This window comes from Sandaracinus amylolyticus (assembly GCF_000737325.1).
Taxonomy (GTDB): Bacteria; Myxococcota_A; Polyangia; order Polyangiales; family Sandaracinaceae; genus Sandaracinus; species Sandaracinus amylolyticus.
This window is the reverse complement of sequence record NZ_CP011125.1, coordinates 2,565,176-2,592,090: the sequence shown is the minus strand read 5'-3', so window position 1 is coordinate 2,592,090 and position 26,915 is coordinate 2,565,176. Positions and strand designations below refer to the sequence as shown.

The 26,915-nt window shown below is 72.4% G+C and carries 20 protein-coding genes; 8 read left to right on the top strand and 12 right to left on the bottom strand.

Annotated features, from left to right (window positions below; all coding sequences use genetic code 11):
* Window positions 1-196: 196 nt before the first annotated feature.
* Window positions 197-1,756 carry a bifunctional phosphoribosylaminoimidazolecarboxamide formyltransferase/IMP cyclohydrolase gene (gene purH, locus DB32_RS10870; RefSeq protein ID WP_053232353.1) on the bottom strand — a complete coding sequence of 520 codons (1,560 nt, stop codon included), beginning with the start codon at window positions 1,754-1,756 and terminating at the stop codon, window positions 197-199.
* Window positions 1,757-2,086: 330 nt separating this feature from the next.
* Between purH and DB32_RS10860 the strand changes: the two genes are divergently transcribed.
* Entirely contained in the window at window positions 2,087-2,794 is a 708-nt protein-coding gene (locus DB32_RS10860; RefSeq protein ID WP_053232351.1) for a DedA family protein, read from the top strand.
* A 369-nt stretch (window positions 2,795-3,163) separates the two neighbouring features.
* On the opposite strand, the gene DB32_RS49050 is transcribed toward DB32_RS10860, so the two are convergent.
* The 3 genes from DB32_RS49050 to DB32_RS10840 form a co-directional block, all read right to left on the bottom strand.
* The gene (locus DB32_RS49050) at window positions 3,164-4,519 is read right to left on the bottom strand and encodes a hypothetical protein (protein WP_053232349.1); all 1,356 of its coding nucleotides are present in this window, start codon (window positions 4,517-4,519) and stop codon (window positions 3,164-3,166) included.
* A 130-nt stretch (window positions 4,520-4,649) separates the two neighbouring features.
* Complete coding sequence (locus DB32_RS10845; protein WP_157068944.1) at window positions 4,650-5,456, bottom strand: DUF695 domain-containing protein; 807 nt, start codon at window positions 5,454-5,456, stop codon at window positions 4,650-4,652.
* A gap of 605 nt (window positions 5,457-6,061) precedes the next feature.
* Window positions 6,062-7,693 carry a thiamine pyrophosphate-binding protein gene (locus DB32_RS10840; RefSeq protein WP_053232347.1) on the bottom strand — a complete coding sequence of 544 codons (1,632 nt, stop codon included), beginning with the start codon at window positions 7,691-7,693 and terminating at the stop codon, window positions 6,062-6,064.
* Between the two features lie 99 nt (window positions 7,694-7,792).
* Between DB32_RS10840 and DB32_RS10835 the strand changes: the two genes are divergently transcribed.
* Entirely contained in the window at window positions 7,793-8,392 is a 600-nt protein-coding gene (locus tag DB32_RS10835; protein ID WP_157068943.1) for a hypothetical protein, read from the top strand.
* Between the two features lie 6 nt (window positions 8,393-8,398).
* Here DB32_RS10835 and DB32_RS10830 read toward each other — a convergent pair whose 3' ends face one another.
* The 4 genes from DB32_RS10830 to DB32_RS10815 are packed head-to-tail and all read right to left on the bottom strand — an operon-like array spanning window position 8,399 to window position 13,333.
* On the bottom strand, window positions 8,399-10,153 hold the full coding sequence (locus tag DB32_RS10830) for an ABC transporter ATP-binding protein (protein WP_053232345.1): 1,755 nt from the start codon (window positions 10,151-10,153) through the stop codon (window positions 8,399-8,401).
* Window positions 10,153-11,946, bottom strand: coding sequence for an ABC transporter ATP-binding protein (locus tag DB32_RS10825; RefSeq protein ID WP_205627043.1), 1,794 nt, complete (start codon window positions 11,944-11,946; stop codon window positions 10,153-10,155). The genes DB32_RS10830 and DB32_RS10825 overlap by 1 nt, the downstream gene beginning before the upstream one ends.
* Window positions 11,947-11,990: 44 nt before the next feature.
* Entirely contained in the window at window positions 11,991-12,848 is an 858-nt protein-coding gene (locus tag DB32_RS10820) for a helix-turn-helix domain-containing protein (RefSeq protein WP_053238764.1), read from the bottom strand.
* A gap of 5 nt (window positions 12,849-12,853) precedes the next feature.
* Window positions 12,854-13,333 carry an acyl-CoA thioesterase gene (locus tag DB32_RS10815; protein WP_240481189.1) on the bottom strand — a complete coding sequence of 160 codons (480 nt, stop codon included), beginning with the start codon at window positions 13,331-13,333 and terminating at the stop codon, window positions 12,854-12,856.
* 38 nt (window positions 13,334-13,371) lie between these two features.
* Between DB32_RS10815 and DB32_RS10810 the strand changes: the two genes are divergently transcribed.
* The 5 genes from DB32_RS10810 to DB32_RS10790 all read left to right on the top strand — a co-directional run bounded on the left by DB32_RS10810 (window position 13,372) and on the right by DB32_RS10790 (window position 18,900).
* On the top strand, window positions 13,372-13,782 hold the full coding sequence (locus tag DB32_RS10810) for a hypothetical protein (RefSeq protein WP_157068942.1): 411 nt from the start codon (window positions 13,372-13,374) through the stop codon (window positions 13,780-13,782).
* A 90-nt stretch (window positions 13,783-13,872) separates the two neighbouring features.
* The gene (locus tag DB32_RS10805) at window positions 13,873-14,721 is read left to right on the top strand and encodes a lysophospholipid acyltransferase family protein (protein WP_157068941.1); all 849 of its coding nucleotides are present in this window, start codon (window positions 13,873-13,875) and stop codon (window positions 14,719-14,721) included.
* Window positions 14,718-16,142 (top strand): rhodanese-like domain-containing protein, encoded by a 1,425-nt coding sequence (locus tag DB32_RS10800; RefSeq protein WP_053232341.1) that lies wholly within the window; start codon window positions 14,718-14,720, stop codon window positions 16,140-16,142. Before DB32_RS10805 ends, DB32_RS10800 begins: the two co-directional genes overlap by 4 nt.
* Window positions 16,143-16,147: 5 nt before the next feature.
* Window positions 16,148-17,356, top strand: a complete 1,209-nt coding sequence (locus tag DB32_RS10795; RefSeq protein ID WP_053232340.1) for a M24 family metallopeptidase — start codon at window positions 16,148-16,150, stop codon at window positions 17,354-17,356.
* Window positions 17,353-18,900 (top strand): hypothetical protein, encoded by a 1,548-nt coding sequence (locus DB32_RS10790; RefSeq protein WP_053232339.1) that lies wholly within the window; start codon window positions 17,353-17,355, stop codon window positions 18,898-18,900. Before DB32_RS10795 ends, DB32_RS10790 begins: the two co-directional genes overlap by 4 nt.
* On the opposite strand, the gene DB32_RS10785 is transcribed toward DB32_RS10790, so the two are convergent.
* The 3 genes from DB32_RS10785 to DB32_RS10775 form a co-directional block, all read right to left on the bottom strand.
* Window positions 18,846-20,135 carry a DUF1552 domain-containing protein gene (locus tag DB32_RS10785; RefSeq protein ID WP_053232338.1) on the bottom strand — a complete coding sequence of 430 codons (1,290 nt, stop codon included), beginning with the start codon at window positions 20,133-20,135 and terminating at the stop codon, window positions 18,846-18,848. The genes DB32_RS10790 and DB32_RS10785 overlap by 55 nt on opposite strands.
* The gene (locus tag DB32_RS10780; RefSeq protein ID WP_053232337.1) at window positions 20,132-21,703 is read right to left on the bottom strand and encodes a DUF1592 domain-containing protein; all 1,572 of its coding nucleotides are present in this window, start codon (window positions 21,701-21,703) and stop codon (window positions 20,132-20,134) included. Before DB32_RS10780 ends, DB32_RS10785 begins: the two co-directional genes overlap by 4 nt.
* A gap of 98 nt (window positions 21,704-21,801) precedes the next feature.
* Entirely contained in the window at window positions 21,802-22,671 is an 870-nt protein-coding gene (locus DB32_RS10775) for a 3-hydroxyacyl-CoA dehydrogenase family protein (RefSeq protein ID WP_053232336.1), read from the bottom strand.
* Between the two features lie 95 nt (window positions 22,672-22,766).
* Between DB32_RS10775 and DB32_RS10770 the strand changes: the two genes are divergently transcribed.
* The gene (locus DB32_RS10770; RefSeq protein ID WP_053232335.1) at window positions 22,767-23,501 is read left to right on the top strand and encodes a glutathione S-transferase family protein; all 735 of its coding nucleotides are present in this window, start codon (window positions 22,767-22,769) and stop codon (window positions 23,499-23,501) included.
* 13 nt (window positions 23,502-23,514) lie between these two features.
* On the opposite strand, the gene DB32_RS48115 is transcribed toward DB32_RS10770, so the two are convergent.
* Window positions 23,515-26,727, bottom strand: a complete 3,213-nt coding sequence (locus DB32_RS48115) for a response regulator (protein WP_169791412.1) — start codon at window positions 26,725-26,727, stop codon at window positions 23,515-23,517.
* Between the last annotated feature and the right edge of the window lie 188 nt (window positions 26,728-26,915).

Below are 26,915 nucleotides of genomic sequence, written 5' to 3'. Positions count from 1 at the left end.
CGCGCTGCTCGTCTCTCCTGCATTCCTGCTCTTTTGAGCGGAATTCCCTACATTTCGGAGAGAGCCGCTGAGGAGAGCAGGAGCTGCAGGAGGACAGAGCGGAAGAGTCACATCGGTTTCCGAAACCACCGCCGACGAGAGAAGGAGTCGGCTCCTCGTCTCTGCCGTCGATTCCTGCTCTCCTGAGAGGGCTCGATCAGTGACGGAAGTGACGGACTCCGGTGAACAGCATCGCGATGCCCGCCGCGTCCGCGGCTGCGATCACGTCCGCGTCCTTCACCGAGCCGCCGGGCTGCACCACCGCGGTGACGCCCGCCTTCGCCGCGGCCTCGACTCCGTCGGGGAACGGGAAGAACGCGTCGCTCGCGAGCACGCTGCCGCGCGACTTGTCGCCCGCCTTCTTCACCGCGATCTCGACGCTCACCACGCGCGACATCTGGCCCGCGCCGACGCCCACCGTCGTCGTGCCCTGCGCGAGCACGATCGCGTTGCTCTTCACGTGCTTGCAGACGCGCCACGCGAAGTCGAGCGAGGCGAGCTCCTCGGGCGTCGGGCGGCGCTGCGTCACCACCTTCGCGTTCGCCGTCTCGACGCCCGCGCTCGCGTCGCGCTGCTGCACCACGAACCCGCCGTCGACCTTCTTCGCCGTGAGCGCGCGGTGGTCGGCGCGCAGCCACTCGCCCGTCGCGAGCAGGCGCAGGTTCTTCTTCGTGCGCAGCAGCTCGAGCGCGCCGTCCGCGAACTTCGGCGCGATCACGCACTCGAGGAACGTCTCCACGAGGTGCTTCGCCGTCGCGAGATCGACCGGACGATTGAGGGCGACGATGCCGCCGAACGCGCTGAGCGCGTCGGCCTCGCGCGCCGCGAGATACGCGTCGTGCAGCGTGCCGCGCGTCGCGACGCCGCACGGGTTCGTGTGCTTGACCACGACGGCCGCGGGCTCGTCGAATTCACGGACCGCCTCGAGCGCCGCGTCGCAGTCGACGAGGTTGTTGAACGAGAGTTCCTTGCCGCCCGCACCGACCGACTCCGAGCGCGCGAGCGAGCCCGTCGGCGCGTTGCGCTCGACGTAGAACGCGCCGCTCTGGTGCGGGTTCTCGCCGTAGCGGAGCCCGTACGCCTTCTCCAGCGAGAACGTCAGCGTGCCCGGGTACTCGGCGCGCGCGCCGCTCGCGTCGACCGACGTGAGGTACGCCGCGATCGCTCCGTCGTACGCGGCGGTCTGCGCGAACGCCTTCGCCGCGAGGCGCGCGCGGAGCGCGGCGCTCGGGCCCTCGGGCGTGTCGAGCGATGCACACACCTCGTCGTAGTCCGCGGGGTCGACGACGACGGTCACGCGCGCGTGGTTCTTCGCCGCGCTTCGGATCATCGAGGGCCCGCCGATGTCGATGTTCTCGACGATCTCGTCGTGCGGCGCGTTGCGCGCGACGGTGGCCTCGAAGGGATAGAGGTTCACAACGACGAGATCGATCGCGTGACCGCCGAGCTCGGTGAGCTGGGTGCGATCACCGATCGTGTCGCGCATCAGGATCCCGCCGTGCACGCGCGGATGGAGCGTCTTCACGCGTCCGTCCATCACCTCCGGCGAGCCCGTGTACTCGGCGACGTCGACCACCGCGATGCCCGCGCCGCGCAGCGCCTTCGCGGTGCCGCCGGTCGACAGGATCTCGACGCCCTTGTCGGCGAGCGTGCGGCAGAGCTCGATCACACCGCGCTTGTCCGACACCGAGACCAGCGCCCTCTCGATTCGAGCCATCGCGAATCCTCCTCTGCGAAGCGTGGGCACCGTGCGCCCGGGCCGCGAGGTACTGGACGCAACGCGATGCGTCAACGAGAGTTGTGCGCCCGCGCGCATCTCACGCAGCAGACCATCGCGAGGGTGTGTGGCGAGGTCGACGCGCCCGTGGCGATCGACACCGCGGCATCGATCTCGGAGGACGCGCAGCGCACGTCGGAGCGTGAGATCGAGCGCCACGTTTCTTCACGGGCGAGGTGGCCGTCGTCTTGCTCCACTGATCGCGCGGCGCGACGTCCCGCGTCCATTTGTCGCGGGCCGGCGCGGCCGCTAGAACCGGGTCCGAGGTCGATGGAGCAAGCGGTCCAATTCTTCGTCGAGAACGGGTCGTACGGGCTGATGATCGCGGCGCTGATCGCCGCAGGGCTCGGCCTGCCGCTCCCCGAGGACATCGTGATGATCTCGGGCGCGATCCTCGCGCAGCGTGGGCTCACCGATCTCTGGCTCACCGTCGCGGCGCTCGCGTTCGGGGTGTTCGCGGGCGACAGCGCGCTCTTCTTCCTCGCGAAGCGGATCGGGCCCGGGATCTACAAGTGGCGGCCGATCCAGCGGATGATGCCCGAGCCGCGGCGTCGCTACGTCGAGGGCCTGATGGAGAAGCACGGCACGCTCGTCGTGTTCTTCGCGCGCCACGTCGCGGGGTTCCGCGGACCGACGTTCGCGATCGCGGCGATCCACGGCATCTCGTACCCGCGCTTCATCATCGCGGACATGCTCGCGCTCGCGATCTCGCTGCCGCTGTGGATGGGCCTCGGCTGGTTCTTCGCGGACAGCTGGGACGAGCTCTTCAGCCACACGCAGACGGCCGAGCGCGCGGTGATGATCGGGGTGCTGATCATCGTCGTGGTGCTCGTGGTCGGACACTACGTGAGCAAGTCGATCAAGAAGAAGCTCGCGGAGAAGGTGGACCGCGAGGTCGTCGCGGAGGCGCGGGAAGAGTCGTCGAGCACGCCGCCGCCGTCGTCGTCGTCGTCGGGCAAGGACGCGATCGCAGAGTGAGCGATCGAGCGCGTGTGCACGAGCACGCGCACGGATCGCGAGGACGCACGCGCTTCGCGACCGGTCTCGCGATCGCGACGACCGAGCATGATCTCCGGGGATCGAGATCGCCTCGACCGCGGAGCAACCCCATCACGAGCGGCCCGCTCGACGAGACCCCAACGAAACAGCGGTGAGCGCGAGCGCGCGCCAGCGCGCCCTTGCGCGAACGTGCACACCGAAGCCCCCGGTGAGCACCCAGATCGTCCTCGAGATCACGCTCGCGAGCTCCGAAACGCGAGAGCGCGCGAGCGACCTGGCCGTCGCTCGCGCGCTCTTCTCTGCTCTTCCGCTCTCTTCGTGTCGGCTCGGTGGCTCGCCGCGCTCAGCTCACTGCTGTGCCGGATAACGCTGCGCCAGGTACGTCACCATGATGCGCGCTTCGTCGGTCGAGAGCTCCGCGCCCTCGCGGATCATGCGCCGCACGACCGCGGCCCAGCCCGCGCGATCGTCGCCGCCGTGCTCGTCGATGTCCGACAGACCGTGGCAGTCGGTGCACGCGCGCTGCAGCAGCTCACGCGCGAGCGACGGGCTGTAGCGCAGCTGCGGAGTCGCGGAGCCCGATGCGGCAGGCGCCGATCCACCACCGCTGCTGCCGCTCGACGCGCTCCCCCCGGATGCTGCAGCGGGCGCGGTCGCAGCGAGCGTCGCGCTCGAGCTCGACGAGCTGCCGCCACGCGAGCGGCGACCGCGACGACCGCGGCGACCACGGCTGCGACGCTCGGGCTCCTCGGCGGCCGCGATCACCAGCGGCGCATCGGTCTGCGGCGCGACGGTGCCTCCGTCGGGCGGCACGCCACCATCGCCAGCGGGCGCGGCGGCAGCCTCGGCGGGCGCCGCCCCTTCGGCGGCCGGCGCGGCACCCTCGGCGGGCGCGCCTTCGGCGGGCGCGGATCCGAGATCGGCCTCGAGGTCCGCGACGACGTCCTCGCGATCCGCCTCCTCGTCGCGACGCTGCTGCAGATCCTCCTGCAGGTTCGGCGTGATCGCGATGAGGTACGCGGTCGCGACGTGCACGTCGACGTCGCTGAGCGGCGTGCCGAGCGTCGGCTTGTTCTGCATGCGGCGACAGAGGCTCAGCCAGCCCGAGCCGGTGCGCGGCTCGCTGAGGATCGTGCGCAGGTCGTGGCAGAGGGTGCACTCGCGCGTGACGACCTCACGACCTTGCTCGAGCGAGGACACGCTCGAGAGCCCCTCGGGCGTGTAGCCCGACGGCAGATCGAGCGTCGCGAGGATGCCGCGCACGCGCTCGCGGTTCTCGTCGTGCAGCACCTCGGCGCTCCCGTGCGCGCGGATCGCGAAGGGCAGCGAGAGCGTGCCGAGCAGGATCGTGCACACGAGCAGCACGAGCCCGAGCGCGGGCATGGACTCCTCGAAGTACCGGAAGAACCGGAGGATGAAGATCTTCGTGAAGAGGACGACGCCGATCGTGATCGCGGCGACCGCGTGGATGACGGTGCGTGCCGGGAGCTCGACTTGGTACTCCCAGAGCCGCGGCACCATGTAGATCATCATCACGACGTAGATCGCCGCGTACGCGTATCCGACGACGCGATGCACGGCCATCCAGAACGGCGGCGCGTGGCTCTTCTTGGCGACCGGATCCCAGTATTTCGGGTTCCACAGCCAGGCCTGGAGGAGGACGGCGATGAGGCATAGCGCCAGGAACGCAACGCCCAGCCACATGGAGACGGTGACGCTCACGAGGGCAGCGCGGTGTGCACCGTGTGTGCCCGCGGAATTTTCGCGGAATTCGTGAGCAAACTCGGAGCGGAGAGCGTGGCCCGCTCCGAGCGGGATCACGTGGTGCGCCGCGTCACCAACGCTCGAGGACGCGCCACGATGGATCCGGGCTCGCGCGGACGAGTGTCTCCCAGTCGATCTCACGCGCCCACGTGCGCATCGTGGCGAGCGCCCCGCCGTCCGACGCGATGTGGAAGTGGAGAACGCGTCGGCCCTCACGCGTCTCGCGCGCGATGAACACCGCGCGGTCGCCGAGCCGAGCATGGAGCGCGTCCTCAGCTCGGCTCAGCGCCTGCGCTTCGACACTCGTCGAGAGTCCGTCGGAAGTCGGATCGTGGAGCTGCGACTCGAGCTCGGCATGCGTATCGAGCAAGAGGTGGTCGACGCGCTTGAGCGCGAGATCCACCGAAACGAAAAGCGGGTCGCCGCTCGGCAGCGCGCCGCGCAGAATCGCGAACCGACGCTCCGCTGCGCGGGGACGGAGGCGATCGGTCACCTGCAACAGCGCGAAGAAATCGATGCCGCCGTCGGGGGCACGCGGGAGCACGTCGACGGAGCCGATCCATCGCTCGACGTCGTCCTCGCCCAGGACGCTGTCGAGCGCGATGAACGTCGCGGTCATCCGCAGCTTCTGCGGCGCAGTCGCAAACGAAGGATGCCAGGCGTCCACGTGGACCCGCCTCCGAGCGTCGTCGACCTCGATGACGAACCGGAAATCCTGCACCGCGAAAGACACCGGTCCGAAATCCAGCAACATGGCTCCGTGCGCTCCGCCGCCAGGCCGCGCCGCGTGATATTCGAACACCGCATCCACAGGCGGCGCGGCGCTCTTCCATCGCTCGGCGATGACACGCAGCACGGGGTCGCCCTTCGCCGACACGCACACGTAATGCTCGGCGTGCTTGCCCGCGCCGAGCTCCCAGTCGAGCTTCGGATGGATCGCCGTGACCCGCGCTCCCAGCGGCTCGACCCACTCGCGGAGGGTCCCGTCGTGGATCGCGCGCTCGATGTTCGAGCGGTTCGCAGCCCACCACTCCCAGAACGCCCCGATCGCACGCCCTATGTCGTCTGTCATCGCAGCGCATCATCACGCGAGAACGAGCGAGCGTGCGAACCAGTCGCGCGTGTCGCCACATTCGCGCGCGGAGCGCGTCCTCCATCACCGCGCGCAGCGCGCAGTCGCGCGCAGCGCGCTGCTACCCGCGAACGTCCGAGGCGCGCGAGCAGCGCGACTCGGTCGTTCGCTCTCCCCAGCCTCCCCCAAAGAGGCGGCAGACGCCGCGTTCGGGCGCGGGGTGGTGGCTCCGGCGCCCTCACGCAGCGGGTCGGGTAGACGGCAAAGCGAGATCGTCGGCGAGCGAGCGCTGTGCGCGCAGCGCACGAGCGAGCGAAGCTCCGATGCCCGAAGCTCGCGCCGCCACAGTCCGGCAGCCGCGAGTACCAGGGCGCCGGAGCCACCACCCCGCGCCTCACGCCGAGACCGAATCAGACCGAGATCGCGCCCTTTCTGAAATCAGACGAGCCGATCTTCACGTTCACCAGCGCCGGCTCGGGGCACTCGAATGCCTTCTGGAGCGCGTCCTTCACCTGGTCCGGCGTCTCGGCGTAGAAGCCCTTCGCGCCGACCGCTTCCGCGACGAGGTCGTAGCGCGTGTACGCGAGCTTCGTCGCGGGCGTGCGCTCCGCGCCGAAGATGTCGCGCTGACCGCGATAGATCTGCGTCCAGCACGCGTCGTTGCCGACCACGCCGACGACCTTGATGCCCTGGCGCGCCATCGCCTCGAACTCGAGGCCGTGCAGGCCGAAGCTGCCGTCGCCGTACACCAGGATCACGCGGCTCTCGGGGCGCGCGAGCTTCGCCGCCATCGCGTAGCCCGGACCGACGCCGAGCGTGCCGAGCGGCCCGGGATCCATCCAGAGCCCCGGCCAGCGGATCGGCAGCGTGTACGCCGCGGTCGCGACGAAGTCACCGCCGTCGCCGATCACGATCGTGTCGTCCTGCACGTACTTCGCGAGCTCGCTGCAGACCCAGAGCGGGTTCGGCGGGCTCGTCGCGCCGCTCGCGATCTCCGCGCGCATCTTGCCCTGACGGCCCTCTTCGTCGGCGCGGATCGTCGCGAGCCAGTCGCCGCCGTCCTTCTTCGCGATCGCCTGCTCGAGCGCCGCGAGCGCGTGGCCGCTGTCCGCGGGGATGCCGACGTCGACCGCGCGATTGCGCCCGAGCTCCTCGGGATCGAGGTCGATCTGGATGACCTTCACGTCCTTCGCCCACGTGCCCTCGCGGCCGTAGTCGACGCGGAAGTCGAACGGCGTGCCGAGCACGATCACGACGTCGGCGCCCGCGAGCGCTGCACGACGCGAGCGCGACATGAAGCACGGGTGCGAGGGCGCGAGCGCGCCGCGCGCCATGCCGTTGAGGAACGCCGGCATCGGACGCTTCGCGAGGAAGCGCTCGAGCGCGCCCTTGTCGCGCGACCAGCGAAGCTGCGAGCCGCAGATCACCATCGGGCGCTCTGCGCCGTCGATCAGCTTGGCGGCGGCCTCGATCGCCTCCTTCGAGGGTGAGGGCGTGAGCTCGCTGCGGTACTGCGTCGGACGGATGATCTGCTGGTCCGTCGCGAAGTTCATGAGGATGTCGAGCGGGACCTCGAGGAACACCGGGCCGGGCACGCCGGTCGTCGCCACGCGGAACGCGGTCGTGACGAACTCCTCGAGGCGTCGCGTCTCGGTCACGGTCGCCGACCACTTCGTGATCGGCTTCATGAGCTCGACGTGATCCATGTCCTGCAGCGAGCCCATGTGCTTGTACGCGACCGGGCCCGCGCCGCCGATGCAGATCATCGGCACGCCCGCGCGCTGCGCGTTCGCGACCGCGGTGACGACGTCGGTCACGCCCGGGCCCGCGGTGACGAGCGCGACGCCCGGCTTGCCGGTCACGCGCGCGTAGCCGTCGGCGGCGTGTCCCGCGGTCTGCTCGTGGCGCGTGTCGACCACGCGGATGCCCTCGTCGAGACACCCGTCGTAGATGTTCTGGATGTGCCCGCCGCAGAGCGTGAAGACGTGGGTGATCCCTTCGTTCTTGAGCGCGCGTGCGACGATCCGACCGCCGTGGAGCATGGGTGTCCTCCCGATCCCCTGAGAAAGGTGGGTCGCGATGGTAGCGAGGCGAGAAGGCCATTTCTATCGCGAGGACGACAATCTCGTAGACTCGCGGCCATGAGCCGGATGGTCTACGCGCACCAGCTTCCACCCGAGAACGATCCCGAGGCGGTCGCGCTCGCGCGCTCTTGGATCGACGCCGCGCGCGCGGCGCAGCGCCCGGGTCGCGCGATGGGCTACGCGATCCCGAGCACGATCATCGGCATCGTGCTGTGGGGCGAGCTCAACCGATGGACCGGGTTCGCGATGCACTGGTACGGGATGGCGGGCTCGGCCGTCGCGCTCGGCGTGGTGCTCGGTCGTCCGTGTCGCTCGCTCGGCGCGCTCTTCGATCGACGCTGGGCCGCGCTGCTCTTCGTGCTGGGCTTCGCGATGGGCGCGCTCGGAGATCTCTACGCGACGACCGCGCTCGTCGCCGCGCGGGATGGCATCGACTGGCTGACGGTGATCACGCACGCCGACGTCGGCGGCTGGATCGCGGGGCGCACGCCGCTCGACTGGATCGTCGCCGGCGCCGGCGGCGCGGGCGCGGCGCTCGCGGGCCGGCCGCCGATGGACGAGCGACAGCTCTTCATGCAAGCGCGCATCGACGTCGCGGCGGCGCGCCTCGATGCGCAGGAGCGGGAGGACGCGGGCGACGCGGAGGACGCGGCGTAGCGGCCGTCAGGCCGACCTCGCGAGGCGCCAGCCCTTCGCGCGCTCCTGCTCGCGCCACAGCGCGGCGTAGACGCCGTCCGCGGCGATCAGCGCGTCGTGCGTGCCGCACTCGGCGACACGACCTCGATCGAGCACGACGATGCGATGCGCGCGACGAACCGTGCGGAGCCGATGCGCGATCACCACGACCGTCTTCTTCGCCACGAGCTCGTCGATCGCGCGCTGGATCTCGGCTTCCGCGGATGCATCGACGGAGGCCGTCGCCTCGTCGAGCAGCACGATCGGCGCGTCCTTGAGGATCGCGCGCGCGATCGACAGACGCTGGCGCTCGCCGCCCGACAACGTTCCGCCGCCCTCGCCGAGCACCGTGTCGTAGCCGTCCGGCAGCGCGGTGATGAAGTCGTGCGCGCGCGCGGCCTTCGCGGCCCGCTCGACGTCCTCGCGCGAGGCGTCGGGTCGCCCGACGAGCAGGTTCTCGAGGATCGTGCCGGAGAAGAGCACGACGTCCTGGAGCACCATCGCGATGTGCTGGTGCAGCTGCTCGAACGGCACGTCGCGGACATCGACGCCGCCGATGCGGATCGCGCCTCGGCCCCGCGGGACGTCCCAGAGGCGCGCGACGAGATGGACCAGCGTCGACTTGCCCGATCCCGAAGCGCCGACGAGCGCGGTGAGCGAGCGCTCGGGGAACGTGACGGAGACTCCTTCGAGCACCGCGTGCTCCTCGTACGCGAACGACACAGCGTCGACCTCGACGTCGAATCTCTCGATCGGCCGCGCGCTCACCGCCGGCTCCGCGAGCGGCACCTCGGCGAGCAGCCGGTCCACGCGGCCGAGCGCGCGCTGCGACGCGCGCAAGAGCAGCAACGCCACGCCGAGTCCAGCCACCTGCTGCACGACGCCGACCGTCACGACGAGGAACACGAGCAGCACGCCGGGCTCGATCGATCCGCGGAGAGCGAGCTCGCTGCCGGCGTACGCGACCGCGACGAAGCTCACCTCGATCACGAAGCCGAACGCCGCGAGGAGCGGCGACGGAAACACGTCGGCGCGGATCAGCGCGTCGCGCAGGCGCTCCATCGCGCTCACGAGGCGCTGGTAGACGTCACCGTGGCGGCCGAACGCGCGGAGCACGGCGATGCCCTGCACGTACTCGACGACGCGCGCGCTCACGTCGGCGCCTGCGTCGAGCACCGCGTCGATCTCACGCACGAAGACGGGCGTGGTCGCGGCCAGGACGACGAGCGCGACCGGCAGCGCGGCGAGCACGACGAGCCCGAGGCGCCAGTCGAGCACACACAGGCCGAGCCCGACGAGCATCGGCAGCGCGAAGCTCGCCGCGAACACACCCACGGTGTGCGACCACACGTCCTCGACGAGCGCGAGGTCCGTCGTCAGCACGCCTGCGAGCTCGCCGCTGCGGCGCCGCGTGAAGAACCCCATCGGCAGGCGTCTCATGTGGTCCGCCGCGCGGATGCGCGCCTGGCCCATGAGCGCGTGCGCGGCGGTGAAGATGTTCGACATCGCGCCGCGTGAGAAGACGAGACGCAAGAGCACCGACACCGCGATCGCGCACGTCGCCCACCACGTCAGCGTCGTCGTGAGCCGCTGCTCGAGCGCCTCGCGGACGACGAAGAGCACGACGCCGTACGGCGCCGCGATCGTGAGCGCCTCGACGAACGCGAGCACCAGACCGCGCCGCAGGCGCGCGTCGCGCCGCCCCGCGAGCCGCTCGCCCAGCAGGAAGACCTCCCGGAGCATCACGCCACCTCCTGCGCGACCGGAGGCTCGTCCGTGTCGCCCAACGACCAGTCCAGCGCGTCGGTGTGGCTCTTCCACAGACGCTGGTAGAGCGCGCAGCGCGCGAGCAGCTCCTCGTGCGTGCCGCGATCCGACACGCGGCCGTCATCGAGCACGACGATGTGATCCGCGGTCGCGACGGTCGACAGCCGGTGCGCGACGACGAGCACCGTCCGGCCCGCGCACAGCTCGGAGAGCGCCTCCTGGATGCGCGCTTCGTTCTCGGGATCGGCGAACGCGGTCGCCTCGTCGAGCAGCAGCACCGGCGCGTCCTTGAGCAGCGCGCGCGCGATCGAGAGGCGCTGCTTCTCGCCGCCGGAGAGCCTCGCGCCGCGCTCGCCGAGCAGCGTGTCGTAGCGCTGGGGCAACGCCTGGATGAAGTCGTACGCGCGCGCGGCACGGCAGGCTGCGTCGATCTCCGCATCGGTCGCGTCGGGCCGCGCGAGACGGAGGTTGTCGCGGACGGTGCCGTGGAAGAGGAACACGTCCTGGAACACCATCGAGACGCGCGAGAGCAGCGCGTCGAGCGGGAGCGCGCGCACGTCGACGCCGCCGAGCTCGACGGCGCCGCTCGTCGTGTCCCACAGCCGCGGGACGAGCCGGACGAGCGTGGTCTTGCCCGCGCCCGAAGGTCCGACCAGCGCCGTGACCTTCCCCGCGGGGACCTCGAACGAGACGTCGTGGAGCACCTCGGGGCCGTCGTCGTCGTAGCGGAAGCCGACGCCACGGAACGCGATGCCGTCGTGCGCAGGGCGGGCGGTGCCGGGCGCGTTCTCGAGATCGGGCGCCGCGAGGATCGCCTGGATGCGCGCGTTGCCGGCCTCGATGCGCTCGACGTTCCCCCACGCGAACATCAGCCGCATCAGCGACATGAGGAGCTGCGGGCCGAGCACGAGGAAGAGCACGAACGAGTCGAGCGAGAGCGTCCCGCCCGCGTAGAGCGCGCCGCCGAGCGGCACCAGCACGACGAGGCTCGAGCCGATCAGCGCCCCGAACGCGCCGTATCCGCGGCCGTTCGTGCGCATGAAGCCCTCCATCCACGCGAGCCCTTCTTCGATCGAGCGCGAGAGCTCGCCGAAGCGCTGCGCGGAGAGACCGAACGTCTTGATGACCTGGATCCCGCGCAGGTACTCGAGCAGCGATCGGTTCGTGCGGCTCTGGATCTCGTTCCACTGCTCGTGCGCCGCGCCGGCGCCGCGCATCGCGACCGCCATCGCCCCGACGGCGAGCGGCGCCATCGCGATGCTCGCGAGCGCCATGCGCCAGTCGATCCAGAGCAGCGCGATCGCGGTGGCGATGGGCACGACCGAGGCCGCGACGGCGTCGGGGAAGTGATGCGCGACGAACACCTCGATCTGGCTCACGTCGTCCATCAGCGTCTTGCGCAGCTCGCCCGCGCTGCGACGGCCGAAGAACGAGAGCGGCACCGCGCCGAGCTTCTTCGCGAGCGCGAGGCGCAGCGCGTGGAGCGTGCGGAACGCCGCGACGTGCGCGAGCACGTTCGCGCCCGCGACGAGCACGTATCGCAGCGCGAGCGCGACCGCGGCGACGAGCGCCAGCGAGCGGACCGTGCCGAGGTCCGGAGGCGTCGCGTAGATCGCGGTCGCCATGCGCGCGACGACGAAGAACGGCACCAGCGCGAGCGCCGCGGCCGCCGTCGCCGAGAGCGCGGCGGCGGTGACGAGCCGGCCCTCCATCGCGAGCAGCCGGGTCAGGCCCTTCAGCGTGGGTCGTTCGCTCTCACTCGGTCCCATGCCGCCGAGTCAAGCGCGCGACGGCGATCGCGTATTGGATCTTTTTACCGGAGGACCGAGACGTGGTCGCTGCCGACGACGCGGGCCGACAGGTACTCGCGAGGCGTCGATCCTGCGAGCGAGCGGAACTCGCGCACGAAGTGCGCTTGATCGAAGTAGCCGTGCTCGGCGGCCAGCGCGGCGCCGCGGAGCGCGCCGTGATCGAGATCGCGCAGCGCGGCCCGGAACCGACGGATCCGCCAGAACGCCTTGGGGCTCAAGCCGATCTCCTCGCGGAACAGCGCCAAGAGACGCTTCGGCGAGAGGCCGGTGCGGCGATTCACTTCGGCCACCGACGTGAGCTCGCGATGCTCGAACGCCTCGAGCGACAAGCGCAGCGCCGCGCCGAGCTCGAACGAGCGATCCAGGCGGCGCAGCAGCAGCGCTTCGAGGAGCTGCGCCCGCGCGAGCGGCGACGGCGTCTCCATCAGCCGCTCGCGCAGCGCGCGCGCCGACGTGCCCCATAGCGCGTCGAGCGAGACGACCTGGCCGGTGAGCGCGTCGGCGGGCAGGTCGAAGAACGGGCGCGCGCCCCCCGGCTTGAACTCGACGCCGACGGTGGGGCCGAGCGCGGTGTCGATCACGAGCGGAGCCTGCCGCGCGCCGCACAGGATCGCGCCCGGGACGTCGGTCGCGTCGGTCGCGTCCTCGCCGGCGTAGATGCGCAGCGGGCGCTCGTCGAGATGGATGACGAGGGACTGCGCGCCGCTCGGAAGCACCCGCTCGCGCGGGGCCTGCGCGACGTAGCTGTCGGCCGCCCAGAAGAGCTCGACGAGATCCGCGAGCGGCGCGCTCGGTCGATGGACCGTGATGCTCGTGACGCGAGAAGCGGGCGCCTCTCGCACCGGCCGCGGACCGCGCATCGACGTCACCGCTCCGCGAGCCTCCGCGCCCTGCGCGCTGCGGCTTCCTTCGCGCGCCGCTCGTCGTCCGCGGTCTCGCAGAGGAGCGGCGGGACCTTCACCGCCTTGCCCGTCTCGTCGACGCACACGAAGGTCATGAACGCATCGACGCAGAGGCGGCGGTGCATCGTCGCGCGATCCTCGACCTGCACCTCGATCTCGACCTCGACCGAGCTCGAGAACGCCGCGTTCACGCGCGCCGCGAGGACGACGACGTCGCCGACCCGCATGGGCGCGAGGAACTTCACGTTGTCGATCGCGGCCGTGACCGCGACGCGCCCGCAGTGGCGCTGCGCGGCGATCGCAGCGCACACGTCCATCCAGGCGAGCACGGTGCCGCCGAACGCGCTCCCGATCGCGTTCGAGTGCTGCGGCAGCACGAGCTCCGTCATCTCGGTGTACGACGCGCGCGGAGAACGAGGCGGGGGCGTTCCTTCGTGGCTCACGCGAGCGTAGTAGCACGTCGTCGCGGTATATCCGTCGCGTGCGCCCCCTCGCCGCTGCCCTCGTGCTCGCGATCTCGATCGCGACGTTCGTGGCGCGCGCGCAGTCGGCGCCGGCGATCGAGGTCGCGCTGGATCCACCCGCGCGCATCGCGGTCGGAGCGCGCGCGGAAGTGATCGTGCGAGTCCGCGCCGGCGAGCGCGCCGGTCGCCCGATGCTGATCACGCCGAGCAGCGAAGGCAGCGCGATCGAGGTCGTGCGCGGCAGGCTGACGCGCGGCGACGCGGAGGACGCGAGCGGCGAGCTCCGATTCCGCGTGCCGATCGTCGCGCGCACCGCGGGCACCGCGGTGATGCGCGTGCGCATCGACGGCTTCGAGTGCGAAGCCGGCCACTGCCGCGCGCTGGTGGTGGAAGCGAGCGCCCCGATCGAGGTCCTGCCCGCTTCGTGATCGCGAGTGACGAGCGCGCTCTCGAGCCTGCGCCCGCGCCGAGACCTCGCCGATCCCGCCTCACCGTGCGACGATGCCCACCTCTCAGCGATGCTCACGCTCATTCGCCGCCAGTCGCGCCTCGTCCGCGTCGCCGCTTGGACCTCGTGGGTGCTCTCGTGCGCCGGCGTCATCGAGCGCTTCTCGCGCGATCGTGACGCGGTCATCGACGACTGGAAGCTGCGCTGGGCGCGCGGGATGCGCAGCATCGTCGGGCTCGATCCCACGCTCGTGCACGGCGAGCCCTCGCTCTCGTCCGAGCGCGGTCGGCTGATCGTCGCGAACCACCGCACACCGCTCGACATCGTCACGCTGCTCTCGCTCTTCGGCGGTCACTTCCTCGCGAACCACAAGGTCTCGCGCGCGCCGATCGTCGGGCGCGGCGCGCACCGCATCGGCACCGTGTTCGTCGATCGCGGCGATCGCCGCAGTGGGGCCGCCGCGATCCGTCAGATGCGCGCGCTGCTCGAGGCGAAGCGCACCGTCATCGTGTTCCCCGAGGGCACCACCTTCGCGGGCGACGAGGTCCGTCCGTTCAAGGGCGGCGCGTTCAGCGCTGCCGCGGGCCTGCAGGTCGACGTCGTGCCGGTGGGCATCGCGTACACGCCGGGCCACGAGTACGCCGACGGCAGCCTCGGCGCGCACGTGCGTGCGTTCCTCGCGCGTCCTCGCACGCCGGCGTGGGTGTCGATCGGCGAGCCGCTCGAGATGCCGTCCGTGCGACGCGGCTTCGAGGACGAAGTGCGAGGTCACGTGCAGTCGCTCGTCGAGCGCAGCCGCCGCGCGTCGATCGACGCGCTCGGTGATCGCGCGCGCCCTGCCTTACCCGAGCCCGCCGCTGTGCTGCCCGAGACGGCCGTGCCGCCCGAGGCCAGCGCGGAGCCCCAGGAGGATCGATGAGCGACGCGAACGAGAGCGGAGCGCTCGACCACCTGGTTCCACCGATCGGCGCCGCGCCCCCCGAGGAGCGCATGCTGCGCGCGAACTGGATCTCCAGCGTCGAGCGCTCGCCGAACGGCTTTCCGCTGCTCTGGCCCGAGTTCGTCGCGCGACAAGGCCGCGCGGTGCGCGTGATCGACGTGCGCGAGCCCGACGAGCTCGTCGGCCCGCTCGGTCACATCCCGGGCTGCGACTGGATCCCCGCGAGCCGAGTGGGCTCGCTCGTCGAGCGCCTCGATCGCGACGCGAAGATCGTCCTCGTCTCGCGCGCCGGCGAGCGCTCGGGCCCGCTCGCGCGCGAGCTCGAGGTCGCGGGGATGCGCTTCGTCGCGTCGATGATCGGCGGCATGGTCGCGTGGCGCTCGCTCGGCTTCGCGGTGTCGCGCGACTCCTCGATCCTCGCCCGGCGGGACGTGCTGCGCGACGTCTCCGACGTCCCTGCGCGCCCGGGTCCGCTCGGCATCGACGCGGTGCGCGAGCACGTCGGCGATCCGCTCACCGTGCGCTGGGTGAAGATGGCGTCGCTCCTGCTTCACGGTCGGCTCTCGTGCGTCGACGGGCGCGACGAGACCGGCGTGATCGGCACGCCGGGCGGCGACTCCGGCGAGCTGCTGCTCGCGCTGCACGCGCTCGAGCGCGTCATCGGGCGCGAGCTACGCGCCGGTGAGGTGGCGGAGCTGCTCGCGCGCCGCGTCGACACCTTCGGCCGCTTCTACATGCACGGCGACGTGCACGCAGCGAACACGATGATCGCGGCGCTGCGCGGCGATCGCCGGTTCGACGAAGCGCTCGACGGCATCGACGAGACGATGCAGTGGCGCCGGTTCTTCGAGCGTCCGCCCGAGCCGGTGCGCGAGCTCCTGCTCGAGTACTCGGTGCAGCCGCCGCACGTAGGGTGCGGGCACCTCAAGCTGATGATGCAGGAGCACGCCCAATACGAGGCGCGCCCGCAGCTCGTGCGCGACGTGCTGCGCGCGTTCCATCGACTGCGCTGGAACGGCGCGGCCGACGTCGAGTTCGTGCCGCTCCCCGGCGGTCATCAGGAGGGCGCCGTCGTGAACGTGCGCGTGCACGACGAGCTGCGCTCGTACACGCCGGTCCCGCTGGTGTCGCCGAAGGGCATGGGCACGCAGATGTTCGTGAACCACCCGCAGGTCGTGGACGCGCTGCGCCTCGAGACGGCGAGCTTCCTCTGCGAGCAGGGCGATCTCGTGCCGATCGACGCGAGCCGTCGCGAGGCGCTGCTCACGGAGATGAGCGCGCTCTCGCAGGTGCGCCTCATGGCGACGCTCGGGCGTCTCGCGAAGGGTCTTCCCATCTACGACCTCACGTTCGATCGACGCGGTCGGGTGAGCGTCGAGCACGTCGGGCACGTGCCCTGACGACGATGAGCGCGGGCGAGGAGAGCGAGACCGGCGGGACGATCGCGGCGCGCCTCGGCGAGATCCAGCTCGCGCTGCGCGATGCGCGGCTCGAGGGCTGGCTGCTCTACGACCATCGCGGGCAGAACGGCATCGCCGTGCGCGCGCTCGGGCTCGAGCACGTCGCGCCGATGCGCCGCTTCTTCTATTGGGTGCCCGCCGACGGCATGCCCGCGCTGATCGCGCACGCGATCGACGTCGAGTCGTTCGGCGAGCTGCCCGGCGACGAGCTGCGCTACGACGCGTGGGGCTCGCTGCGCGCGCAGCTCGAGCGGACGCTCCCGCGCCGCGGCGCGATCGCGATGGAGCACCAGGACATCGGGGGCAATCCCGATCTCTCGCGCGTCGACGCGGGCACCGTCGAGCTCGTGCGCAGCTACGGACCGCGCGTCGTGTCGAGCGCGGACCTCGTCAATCGCTTCCTCGCGCCGTGGAGCGCGGCGCAGCGCGCGAGCCACGCGCGCACCCTCGCGAAGCTCGTCGAGGTCGACGCCGAGCTCGTCGCGATGCTCGCGACCCAGCGCACGCCGCTCGAGAGCGAGATCCGCGCGCGCGCCGACGAGGCGATCCGGACGCGCGGGCTCGTGCTCGGGCATCCGACGATCGTCACGAGCGCCCGGCACGCGCGCGAGCGACACCAGCGCTCGGGCGAGCGCGATCGGCGCATCGTGCCGCGCGACGTCGTGCTGATCGAGCTGGTCGCGCGCGAGGACCAGCGCTCCACTCCGTTCGCGCATCGCGGCATCGTCCTCGCGATGGACGAGGTCACGCGCGAGGCGGCGAGCACGTTCGCCGCGGCACGCGGGGCGCGCGAGGCCGCGATCGATCTCGTGCGCGAGCGCGCACGGCGCGGCGCACGACTGCTCGGCTTCGAGGTCGACGAGCACGCGCGCGCCGTCCTCGCGCGCACGGGCGACGCGGGCCACGTCGCGCACCGCACCGGGCACCACCTCGGTCGCGTGCCGTTCTCGGGCGAGGGCTGCACGTTCGACGCGTTCGAGATCCACGACACGCGCGAGGTGCTCCCGGGGCTCGCGTGGTCGGTGCATCCCGGCGTGTACCGCGAGGAGCTCGGGGTGCGCGCCAGCGCGAGCGTGATGCGCGAGCGCGACGACGTCGTGGTGCTCGATCCGGGGCAGGACGCGATCCGCGTGGTCGCGCGCGGCGGGACGTGATCACCCAGCGCACGTTCGCGATCGCGACGTTGCTCGCGGCGGCCGTGCTGCTCGTGCTCGCGTGGCCGACCGCGCCCTCGGTCGTCGACGACGCGTGGATCTCCGCGCGCTACGCGCGCAGCTTCGCGCTCGGTCACGGGCTCGTCTACGACGCGGGGCAGCCGCCGATCGAAGGCTTCACGAACCTGCTGTGGACGCTGATGCTCGCGCTCGCGTCGCGCGCCGGCGTGTCGCTCCACGCGACGATGATCAGCGCCGGTCTCGTCGGCGGCGTGCTCTCGGTGTTCGCCAGCGCCGCCCTCGCGAACGAGGTCGCGCGCGATCGCGATGGTCGGGTCTCCGCGGTCGCGCTGCTCGCGCCCTTCGGGCTCGCGCTCGATCCGCACCTCGCGGTGGTCACGACCAACGGGCTCGAGAGCAGCCTCTTCCTCGCGGCGGTGCTCGGCACGACGTGGGCGGTGGTCGCGGAGCAGCGGGGCCTCGGGGCGCTCTTCGCGATCGCGACGATCGCGCTTCGGCCCGAGGGCGCGGCGGTCGTCGCGGTGCTCGCGACGCTCGATCTCGCGCGCGGGATCTCGAAGCCCGAGCACTGGGCGATCGGCGGTGCGGGCGCGGTGACGCTCGCGGCGATCACGCTCTTCCGGATCGTGCAGTACGGCTCGCTCGTGCCGAACACGTTCGCCGCGAAAGCAGGGAAGCCGCTCGCGGAGCGGCTCGCGTTCGACGTCGCGTACCTCCGGCCCGATGGCGGATTCTGGATGATCGGGCTCGGAATTGCGTTTTTCGGCCAAGTGCTCGCGTGGCGCACCGGGGCGCGCGTCGCCGCGACGGCCGTGGGCTCGCTGGTCATCCTGCTGGTCGCGGTCGCGTTCTCGGTCGACATGTGGATGCCGGGCGGGCGTCTCCTGCTCGCGCCGCTCGCGCTCGCGTGGTCGCTCTTCGCCGGTGCGCTCGCGCGGGTGCGCCTGCCGATGACGCGCATCACCGCGCTGGTGATCGCGGCGGACCTCGTGCTGCTGCCGGTCACGCCGTGGGCACGCGTGGTGCGCGCCGCCGACGTCGCGCACTCCGCCCAGCCCCGCAACGCGGCGGAACGCGCGATGCGATCGCTCGGCGCGCAGCTGCCCGAGGGCGCGTGGCTCGTGACGCGCGACGCGGGCGTGCTCGCGTACTTCGTCGGCGCGCACGTGCACGTCGCCGAGATCCATCCGCGCGCGCTCACGCAGCCGCACCCCGGAGGGCGCGATCTCGATCCGCGCGACGTGGTGCCCGAGCGGCCCGATCTCGTGGTGCTCACCGTCGAGGATCCCCACGCGCGCGCGCCGTTCTACGAGATGGATCGCGCGGTGTTCGCGTCGTTGCGCGAGCCGTACACGTTCCTCGGCCGCGTGCGGCAGCACCACCAGCGCTACTACGACGTGTGGGCGCGCAGCGATCTCGCGCTGCCCGCGCTGCCCGAGGCGCTGCGCGTGGGCTCGCTCGAGCCGCCCTACGCGCCGAGCACGCCGGGCAGCGCGCCCGCGCCGCGATCGAGCGAGCCGTAGGTCTCGACGTCGTTCAGGCCCATCGCGTGGCACGCCGTGACCAGCACGCGGTTGAGCTGCATGTCGCTCACGCGCAGGTACCGACCGCCGCGCACCGCGCCGCCCGCGAGGACGAACGGGATGTTGCTGATGTCGTGATCCCACGCGCGACCGAGCTCGCTGCCCCAGATCACCAGCGTGTTGTCGAGCACCGACGTGCCGTCGACGTCGGGCGTCGCCGCGAGCCGATCGAGCAGGTACGCGAAGCGGTCGCTGTACCAGGTGTAGAGCGCCGCGAGCGTCGCCTGCGCGTCGGGTCCCGAGTCGTGGCTCAGCGTGTGATGCCCGCCGCTCGCGAGGCCGGTCCAGGGGTAGAGGCTGTTGTCGTTGTCGGCGATGCGCAGCTGGAAGCTCGCGACGTCGGTGAGCCCGCATCCGAGCGCCGCCGCGAGCAGATCGGACTGGCGATCGATCGCGGTCTCGTCGTCGAACGTGGGCTCCGTCGGTCGATCGCAGACCGCGCTCGGCGGGACCAGCGTGCGCTCGAGCTCCTCGAGCGCGCTCGCATGCGCGTCGAGGCGCGCACGATCCGAGCTCGAGAGCCGCGCGCGCCGCGTCGCGAAGTCCTTGTGCACCGTGTCGAGCACGCTGCGACGGCGGATCGCGTCGGCGTCGGTCATCACCGACCCGAAGAGCGTCGTCCACGCACGGCGCGGATCGTCGACCGGCGTCTTCGGCATCGACGCGCCGGTGTAGATCATGCGCGACGCGGGGTGCGCGCCGCCGCAGCGGAAGCCGAGCTCGATCGTGCGGTACGGCGTCGTCGAGGGCAGGCGCGACGCGATGTGCTGATCGACGGAGACGCCGGTGTTCCAGCCGAAGCACCGACCGCCGTGATCGTCGCGGCAGAACATCCCGGCGCTCGTGTCGATCGGCGAGCCGGTCCAGAGGAGCGGCATCGTGTACGTGTGCGGGATGTAGTACTCGGTGCCGCTCTCCATCCGCACGCCGTCGACGATCACGAGGCGCTCGCGGTGGCGCTCGATCGGCGCGAGGATCGGCGAGAACGCGAAGTCGGTCTCGCCGCCCGTCGGGCGCCAGCGATCCCACACCGTGCCGTGCGGCGTGAAGAAGAGGACCAGCCGTCGCGGCGCGCCGCCCGCGAGCGCGCGACGTGCGAGCCACGGGAAGAGCGCGGCCGCGCCGCCTCCGATGCCCAGCGCCGCGAGGGCGCGGCGTCGCGTGATGCGCATCATCGCGCCTCGCCTCCACGACGGAACCAGTCCGACGTCACCTGCGCGAGGATCATCTCGCGGAGCCCAGTGTCGCCGCGCAGGTCGCGCGCCATGCCGTCGACGAGGCACGAGGTCGCGCTCGTCGTCGGGATGCCCGTCGCGTACTGCGTCCACTGCCGCGCGATGCACTGCGCGACCGCGGCGTCGTCGGCCATGTGATCGGCGAGCTCGATCGCGCCGTCGACGGTGATCTCGCGGCCGCCCAGCGCGAACGTGCCGGTGTCGTCGATCTCGCGATCGCCCTCGTGATCGCGCGAGCGCCCGAGCCAGTCGTAGCGCTCGAACGCGAAGCCGATCCCGTCCATGGTGCGGTGGCACGCGCCGCACGTCTCGTTGCTGAAGTGCAGCTCGAGGCGCTCGCGCGTGGTCGCGCCCGGCATCGGCGGCGGCAGCGTGACGCTCACGCCCGCGGGCGGCGGGCCCGGCGGCGTGCAGAGGAAGCCCGCGAGCACCGCGTAGCCGCGCAGCGTCGGCGACGTCGACTCGGCATGGGAGAGCGCAGCCTGCACGCCGGGCAGCGTGAGGATGCCGGCGCGCCACTCGGGATCGAGCACGCGCGTTCCGTCGCGCTCCTCGACGACGTCGTCGCCGTAGATCGACGCGAGCGCGTCGAAGGACGGCGTCTCGCTCGACGTGAGCAGCGCGCGCAGCCCCCGGCCGCCGACCACCGCGTCGCGGAAGAACGCGGAGGGCTCACTGCGCAGCGCCGCGAGCACGTCGGGACCGAGCGCGGCGATGTCGGGTCGCGCGCTGGTGCTGTCGAGGCGATGCAGCTCGAGCCACTGATCGACGAAGTCGGAGAGCCCGCCTTCGCTGCGCGGATCGTCGAGCATTCGCTCCGCCTGCGCGCGCACGTCCTCCGCGCTCGAGAGGCCGCCGGCGGCCGCGACGTCGAGCAGCTCGCGATCGGGCCCCGCGCCCCAGAGCGTCAGCGCGAGGCGCGACGCGAGCGCGTGATCGTCGAGCAGCCCGTCTTCGTCGGTGCCCTCGTCGAGGTAGAGGAACGTCGGGCTCTGGAGCATCGCCTCGAGCACCCAGCGCGCGCCCTCGGTCGCGCCCACGTGCGTGCTCGCGTCCGCGTAGAGCGCGCCGTACCGCGCGCGCTCGTCGTCGCGCAGCGGCCTGCGGAAGAGGCGCAGTCCCACGTCGTCGAGCAGCCACCCGAGGCATGCATCGCTCGACGAGCAGCGCGAGACGTCCGCGCGCGACGCGCTCGACTCCGCGAAGTCGAGGTAGCCGCGCGCCATCGCGACGTCGATCGCGCTCGAGATGTTGCTCCGGTAGTGGAAGAGCCGCTCGTCGGGCACCGCGAGCGGCTCGCTCGCCGGCAGCTCGAGCACGTCGCGCACGGTGCGCTCGACCTGCTCCGCGGTGAGGCGACGCATCGGCACCGGCGCACCGATCGTGCCTGGATCACACGCCTGGGGCGGCGCCGGGCCCGCCGCGCCCGCGTCGAGCTCGCCGACGCATCCGAGCGCGAGCGCGCACGCGGCGACGACGAGCGCTCGCGAACGTCGAGAGCGAGGCATCCGACGACGATAGAAGCGTCACGCGTGCGAGCGCAACGAGGGTCCTGTGAGGAACGGAGCGAGCGGATCGATCGACGCCCGACGGAAATGAGCCCGGCTCACTTCTTCTCGTCGGCCGGATACTCGTAGAAGCCGCGGCCGACCTTCTTCCCGAGGCGCCCCGCGCGCACCATCTGGCGCAGCAGCGCCGGCGGACGGAACTGCTCGCCGAGCTCGCGGTGCAGGTGCTCGAGGATCGCGAGGCGCACGTCGAGCCCGACGAGATCGGTCAGGCGCAGCGGGCCCATCGGGTGGCGGTAGCCGAGCTCCATCGCGGCGTCGATGTCCTCCGCGCTCGCCACGCCGGTCTCGAGCATGCGGATCGCTTCGCAGCCGAGGATCACGCCGAGGCGGCTCGTCGCGAATCCGGGCGAGTCCTTCACGACGATCGGGCGCTTGCCGATGCGCGACGCGAACGCGCGCGCCGCGTCGGTCGTCGCGTCGCTCGTGCCGAGGCCGCGCACGATCTCGAGCAGCTCCATCACCGGCACCGGGTTGAAGAAGTGGAGGCCGATCACGCGCGCCGCATCGTTCGTCGCGCCCGCGATCTCGGTGACGCTGAGCGATGAGGTGTTGGTGCCGAAGATCGTGTGCGAGGGCGCGCGCGCCGAGATCGCGCGGAAGAGATCGAGCTTCAGCGCCATGTTCTCGGGCACGGCCTCGATCACGAGATCGGCGTCGGCGCTCGCGCCCGCGGGATCGGTGGAGGTGGCGATCGCGGCGCGCGCGCGCTCGCGCGCTTCGGCGGCGAGCTTGCCCTTCTGCACCATGCGCTCGAGGCTCTTGTCGATCGCGCTCACGCCCTTGGCGACTGCGCCCTCGCTGACGTCGGTGAGCGTCACGCGCAGACCGCTCTGCGCGCAGACCTGCGCGATGCCGTGGCCCATCGTGCCCGCGCCGACCACCACCACCTTCGCGATCTCGCTCATCCGCCTCGTCCTCCGAACGCCGCGGTACCACGCTCGTCCGGGCGTTGCGGCGCGATCTCTCACGCGAGCGGAGATTGCGATAGAGTCCGCGCGCCATGCGCCGGCTCGTCGCGATGCCCTACTCGCCCTGGTCGATCCAAGCGCGCTGGGCGCTCGATCACCACGCGCTCGAGTACGAGTACGAGATCTACACGCCGATGCTGGGCGAGCCCGTGCTGCGCGCGCGCATGGGCTGGCCGCGCGGCGCGGTCACCGTGCCGGTGCTGTTCGAGGGCACGCTCGTGGTGCGCGAGTCGGTCGCGATCGCGCGCCACGCGGACCGCGTCGGGAGCGGCACGCCGCTCTTCCCCGAGGGGCGCGAGGCCGACGTCGTGCACTGGACCGGGCTCTCCGACGTGGTGATGCGCGCAGGGCGCGCGCTGCTCACCCCGCGCATGCAGAAGAGCCCGAGCGCGCTCGAGGAGAGCATGCCGCCGTGGATCCCGCGTGCGCTCCGGCGCGCGTCGCTGCCCGCGGCCGACGCGACGCTGAGGTACCTCGTGCGCAAGCACGGGGTGCGCGCCGAGGAGGCGGAGCAGGATCGCGGCACGATCCGATGGACGCTCCGCAAGCTGCGCGAGGCGCTCGAGCGCGGCGAGCACGTGATCGGCGAGCCGAGCTTCGCGGACGTCGCGATGGCGGCGGCGCTGCAGGTCGTGCGTCCGTCGGAGCACCTCGCGCCGCTCGGCGAGGCGACGCGCGCGGCGTGGACCGACGAGACGCTCGCGCGCGAGCACGAGGATCTGCTGGCGTGGCGTGATCGCATCGTCGCGCGCCACAAGCCGCGCTGACCGGCGCGCTCGATCACTCGCCGAGGCGGCGGCGCGCGTCGCGGAAGCCCGGGCTGATCTGGAGCGCGTGCTGCCACGCGCGGCGTGCGCCGTCGCGATCACCACCGAGCATCAGCGCGTCCCCGAGCAGCACGTGGTTCGCGGGAAGGTTCGGGCGTGCTGCGACGAGACGGCGCGCCCACTGCGTCGCAGCGCGCGCGTCGCGACGCGCCATGTGCAGCCGGACCAGACCCGCGATCGCGCGCGCGTTGCGCGGATCGGTGCGCAGCACGCGCAGGTAGTCGCCCTCGGCGGCCTGCAGCTCGCCGTTGTTGCGCCGGAAATTCGCGCGCGCGATCAGCTGGTCCGTCGGCGAGCGCTGCTCGCCCTCGGGCTCGGGGTCGACGTCTGCCCCGGCCTCGACGTCGGGCTCGGGCTCGGTCGCGGGTTCGAGCTCGACTTCGACCTCGGGTTCGACCTCGGGCTCGATCACCACCGGCGGCGTGGCGATCTCGGCCTCGACCTCGGGGTCGGGCGGCGGCGTGACGGGCGCCGACGTCGTCGCGGTCGGACGCACGCCCGCGAGCTCGGTCGGGCGCGCCGTGACGACCGGGAGCTGCTGCGTGGGCTCCGCCGCGGTCGCGCCGATGAGGCCGCGCGCGTACGCGACGTACGCGCCGAGGCTCACGATCGCGAGCACGAGGACGAGCGCGAAGGGCGCGAGCAGGATCGACGGCGCGCGCTTGCGTCGCGCCGGCATCAGCGTCGTCTCCTCCGATGGCAGACGCGGGGTCGGGATCGCGGGCACCGGCGCGAGGCTCGGCGCGGCGGCCGACACCGGCGAGTACGGAGGCGCCGCCGACGTGGGCTGCGGCGCGAGCTCGATCGGCTCGGCGCCGGCCGAGGGCGGCACGCTCGGGAGCTGCGCGAGCGCGACGTCGAGATCGAACGACGGATCGATCTCGACCGAGCGCTCCGGCGCGGTGCTCGGCGACGGCGCGTGCGCGGGCGGCTCCGGCGTCGACGCGAGCGCTTCGGGCTCGGGCATCGCGGGCGGGGGCACGGCGCGCGTCGGGCTCGGGACCGCGGCGAGCTCGGTCACCGAGAGCTTCGGCGCGGGAAGCGCGCTCTTCGGCTGCGCGCGCGTCGTGGGCAGCGGCTCCGGCACGTGGCGGGGATCGACGGGCGCGAGCCCCGCGCGCGCGGCCGCGGCGAGCGCGTTGATCTCGAGCGGCGCGACCTCGCGCGTCGGCTCCTCGCCGAGGATCTCGTCGAGCGGGATCGGCGGACGCAGCGACGCGGTCGGAGCGGCGGCGGGCGCGGCCGCGGGCTCGGGCGCGGGCGGCGGCGACGAGGGCGGCGCGAGGCCGACGATCGTCTTCTTCTTCGCGCGGGTGAAGCCGGGCGCGGGCGCGTTCGCCGCGGTGCGAGGGCGGGGCGCCGCGCTGAGCGCAGCAGGCGGTGCCTCGGCAGGCGCGATCGATGCCGCTGCGGGTGCGGGCGCAGCGATCGACCGCGGTGCCGGCGTTGCGGGCGCAGCGATCGATGCCGGTGCCGGCGCGGCCGGTGCGGGCGCGGCGATCGATGCCGGCGCGGGCGCGGCCGCCGCGCGGGTGGGAGCCGCCGGGGCGCCGCTGGGCGCGGCGACGTCGAGGGGCAGCGTCGCGCGCAGCTTGTCGAGCAGGGACTCGAGCTGCTGCACCAGCTCGCGCGGATCGCTCGACCGCGCCGTGCTCGCGACTGCCGGCGCCGCCGCGGGCGGCGGGACGTGCAGTGCAGGCGCGCCGGGCGGGCGCGGCACCGTGATCCCGAGCGGTCGCCCCATCGCGCCGGGCGTCGCAGGCGGCGGCATGCTCGCGGGCGGCAGCGAGGGACGTAGCGGCGGCGTCTCGCGATCCGCCGCCGCGATCGCCGCGTCGACGGGGGCCATCAGGTTCGCGAGCGACGGCGCGGTGCGCGGCTCGACGCGCACGCGCCCCGAGCCCAGCGCGAGCAGCGCCGCGAGCGCCGTCGCGCCCAGCACTTCCGTCTTCTCGGCACTCGGCGTCGCGCCCTCGAGCTTCGCGCTCGCGCCGACCAGCAGACCCTCCGCGACGTCGATCGCGATCTGCGCGCGGCGGTGCCGCACCGTCAGGTGCAGCGTGCGCTGCGTGCGCGCCAGCGCGCGCAGCATGCGCGCCGGGCCCGTCGTCTCCATGCGCAGCTCGAACGGCGTCTTCGCGTCGCGCGCGCGCCGTGCGATCGCGTCGTCCGCTTCGATCAGCGGGCGCAGACCGGCCGCGAGCCGCACCACGTCGGGCTCGGGCGCGCTCTCGGGCCACAGCTCCTGCGCGCGCACGACGAGCAGCGACGCCCAGCGCAGCCGCGTGTCGCGCCGGATCGTGCGCATCGTGCTCGCGGCCCAGCCGCCGACTCCGTCGACGTCGACCACCACGACGTCGGGATCGATCGAGCGCGCCTTCGCGACGTTCGTGCCCTCGCCGTCGATCACCACGACGTGCGCGCCGCGCTGACGCAGCGACTGCACGAGGTCGTCCGCGCGCGCCGGGCTGCGCTCGACGAGCACGATGCGGCGATCACCGAACACCGCGCCGAGATCGATCTCGCCCGAGGGCTCGCCGAGATCGAGCTGGCGTAGCTTGCCCGTCGGCGACTCCTGGAACTCCCAGACCAGCGGCTCCGCGCGGCTCACCAGCGGGCGGATGCGCTGCACGAACTCCTCGATCGCCTCGGTCACCGGGCGATCCCCGCGCAGCACGATGCGCGCGCCCTCTTCGGTGCCCGGCGTGGTCACCGCGAGGATCCCGCTGCGCAGCCGGCGCGAGAAGAGCTCGACGACCTCGTCGAGGCTCGCCTCGCCGAGCTCACCCGCGGTCTCGCCGGAGCGCTCCGGCAGCTCGTGCGCGAGCTCCGCGATGCGACGCGCCATCGCGTCGACGCTCGCGCTGCGCTCGACCACCGCGACCGCGCCGAAGCGGAACGCCTGCAGCCTGCGATCGAGCGCCGCGTCGCCGCCGAGGATCGCGACCGGGACCACCGCGGTCGCGACGTTCGCCGCGAGCCGCGCGAGCACCGCGCTGCCGTCGTCGTCGGCTGCGTCGCCGAGCAACATCACGAGATCGGGCGCGCCGACGAACACGGCGTCGACCGCGCTCGGCGTGCTCGCCTGCTCCACCGAGACCGCGTGCCGCTCGAGCGCGCTCGCGAGCGCCTCCTGCATCCGATCGCCGCCTCCGACGAGGAGCACGGTCGGACGATCGTCGCCGGACCGGGTGAGAGGCGCGGCGCGCTTGCTCGGCGAGTTCATCGGGAGGAACGGGCTCCGACCGGACGAGGATAACGGAAAGCTGCACGCTCTCGCCGATTTCCGACGCGAGCGCCCGGACCGCCGGGATCGGCAGCTCCTCCTGCCTGCATGCCCGGGTGCGGAAGATC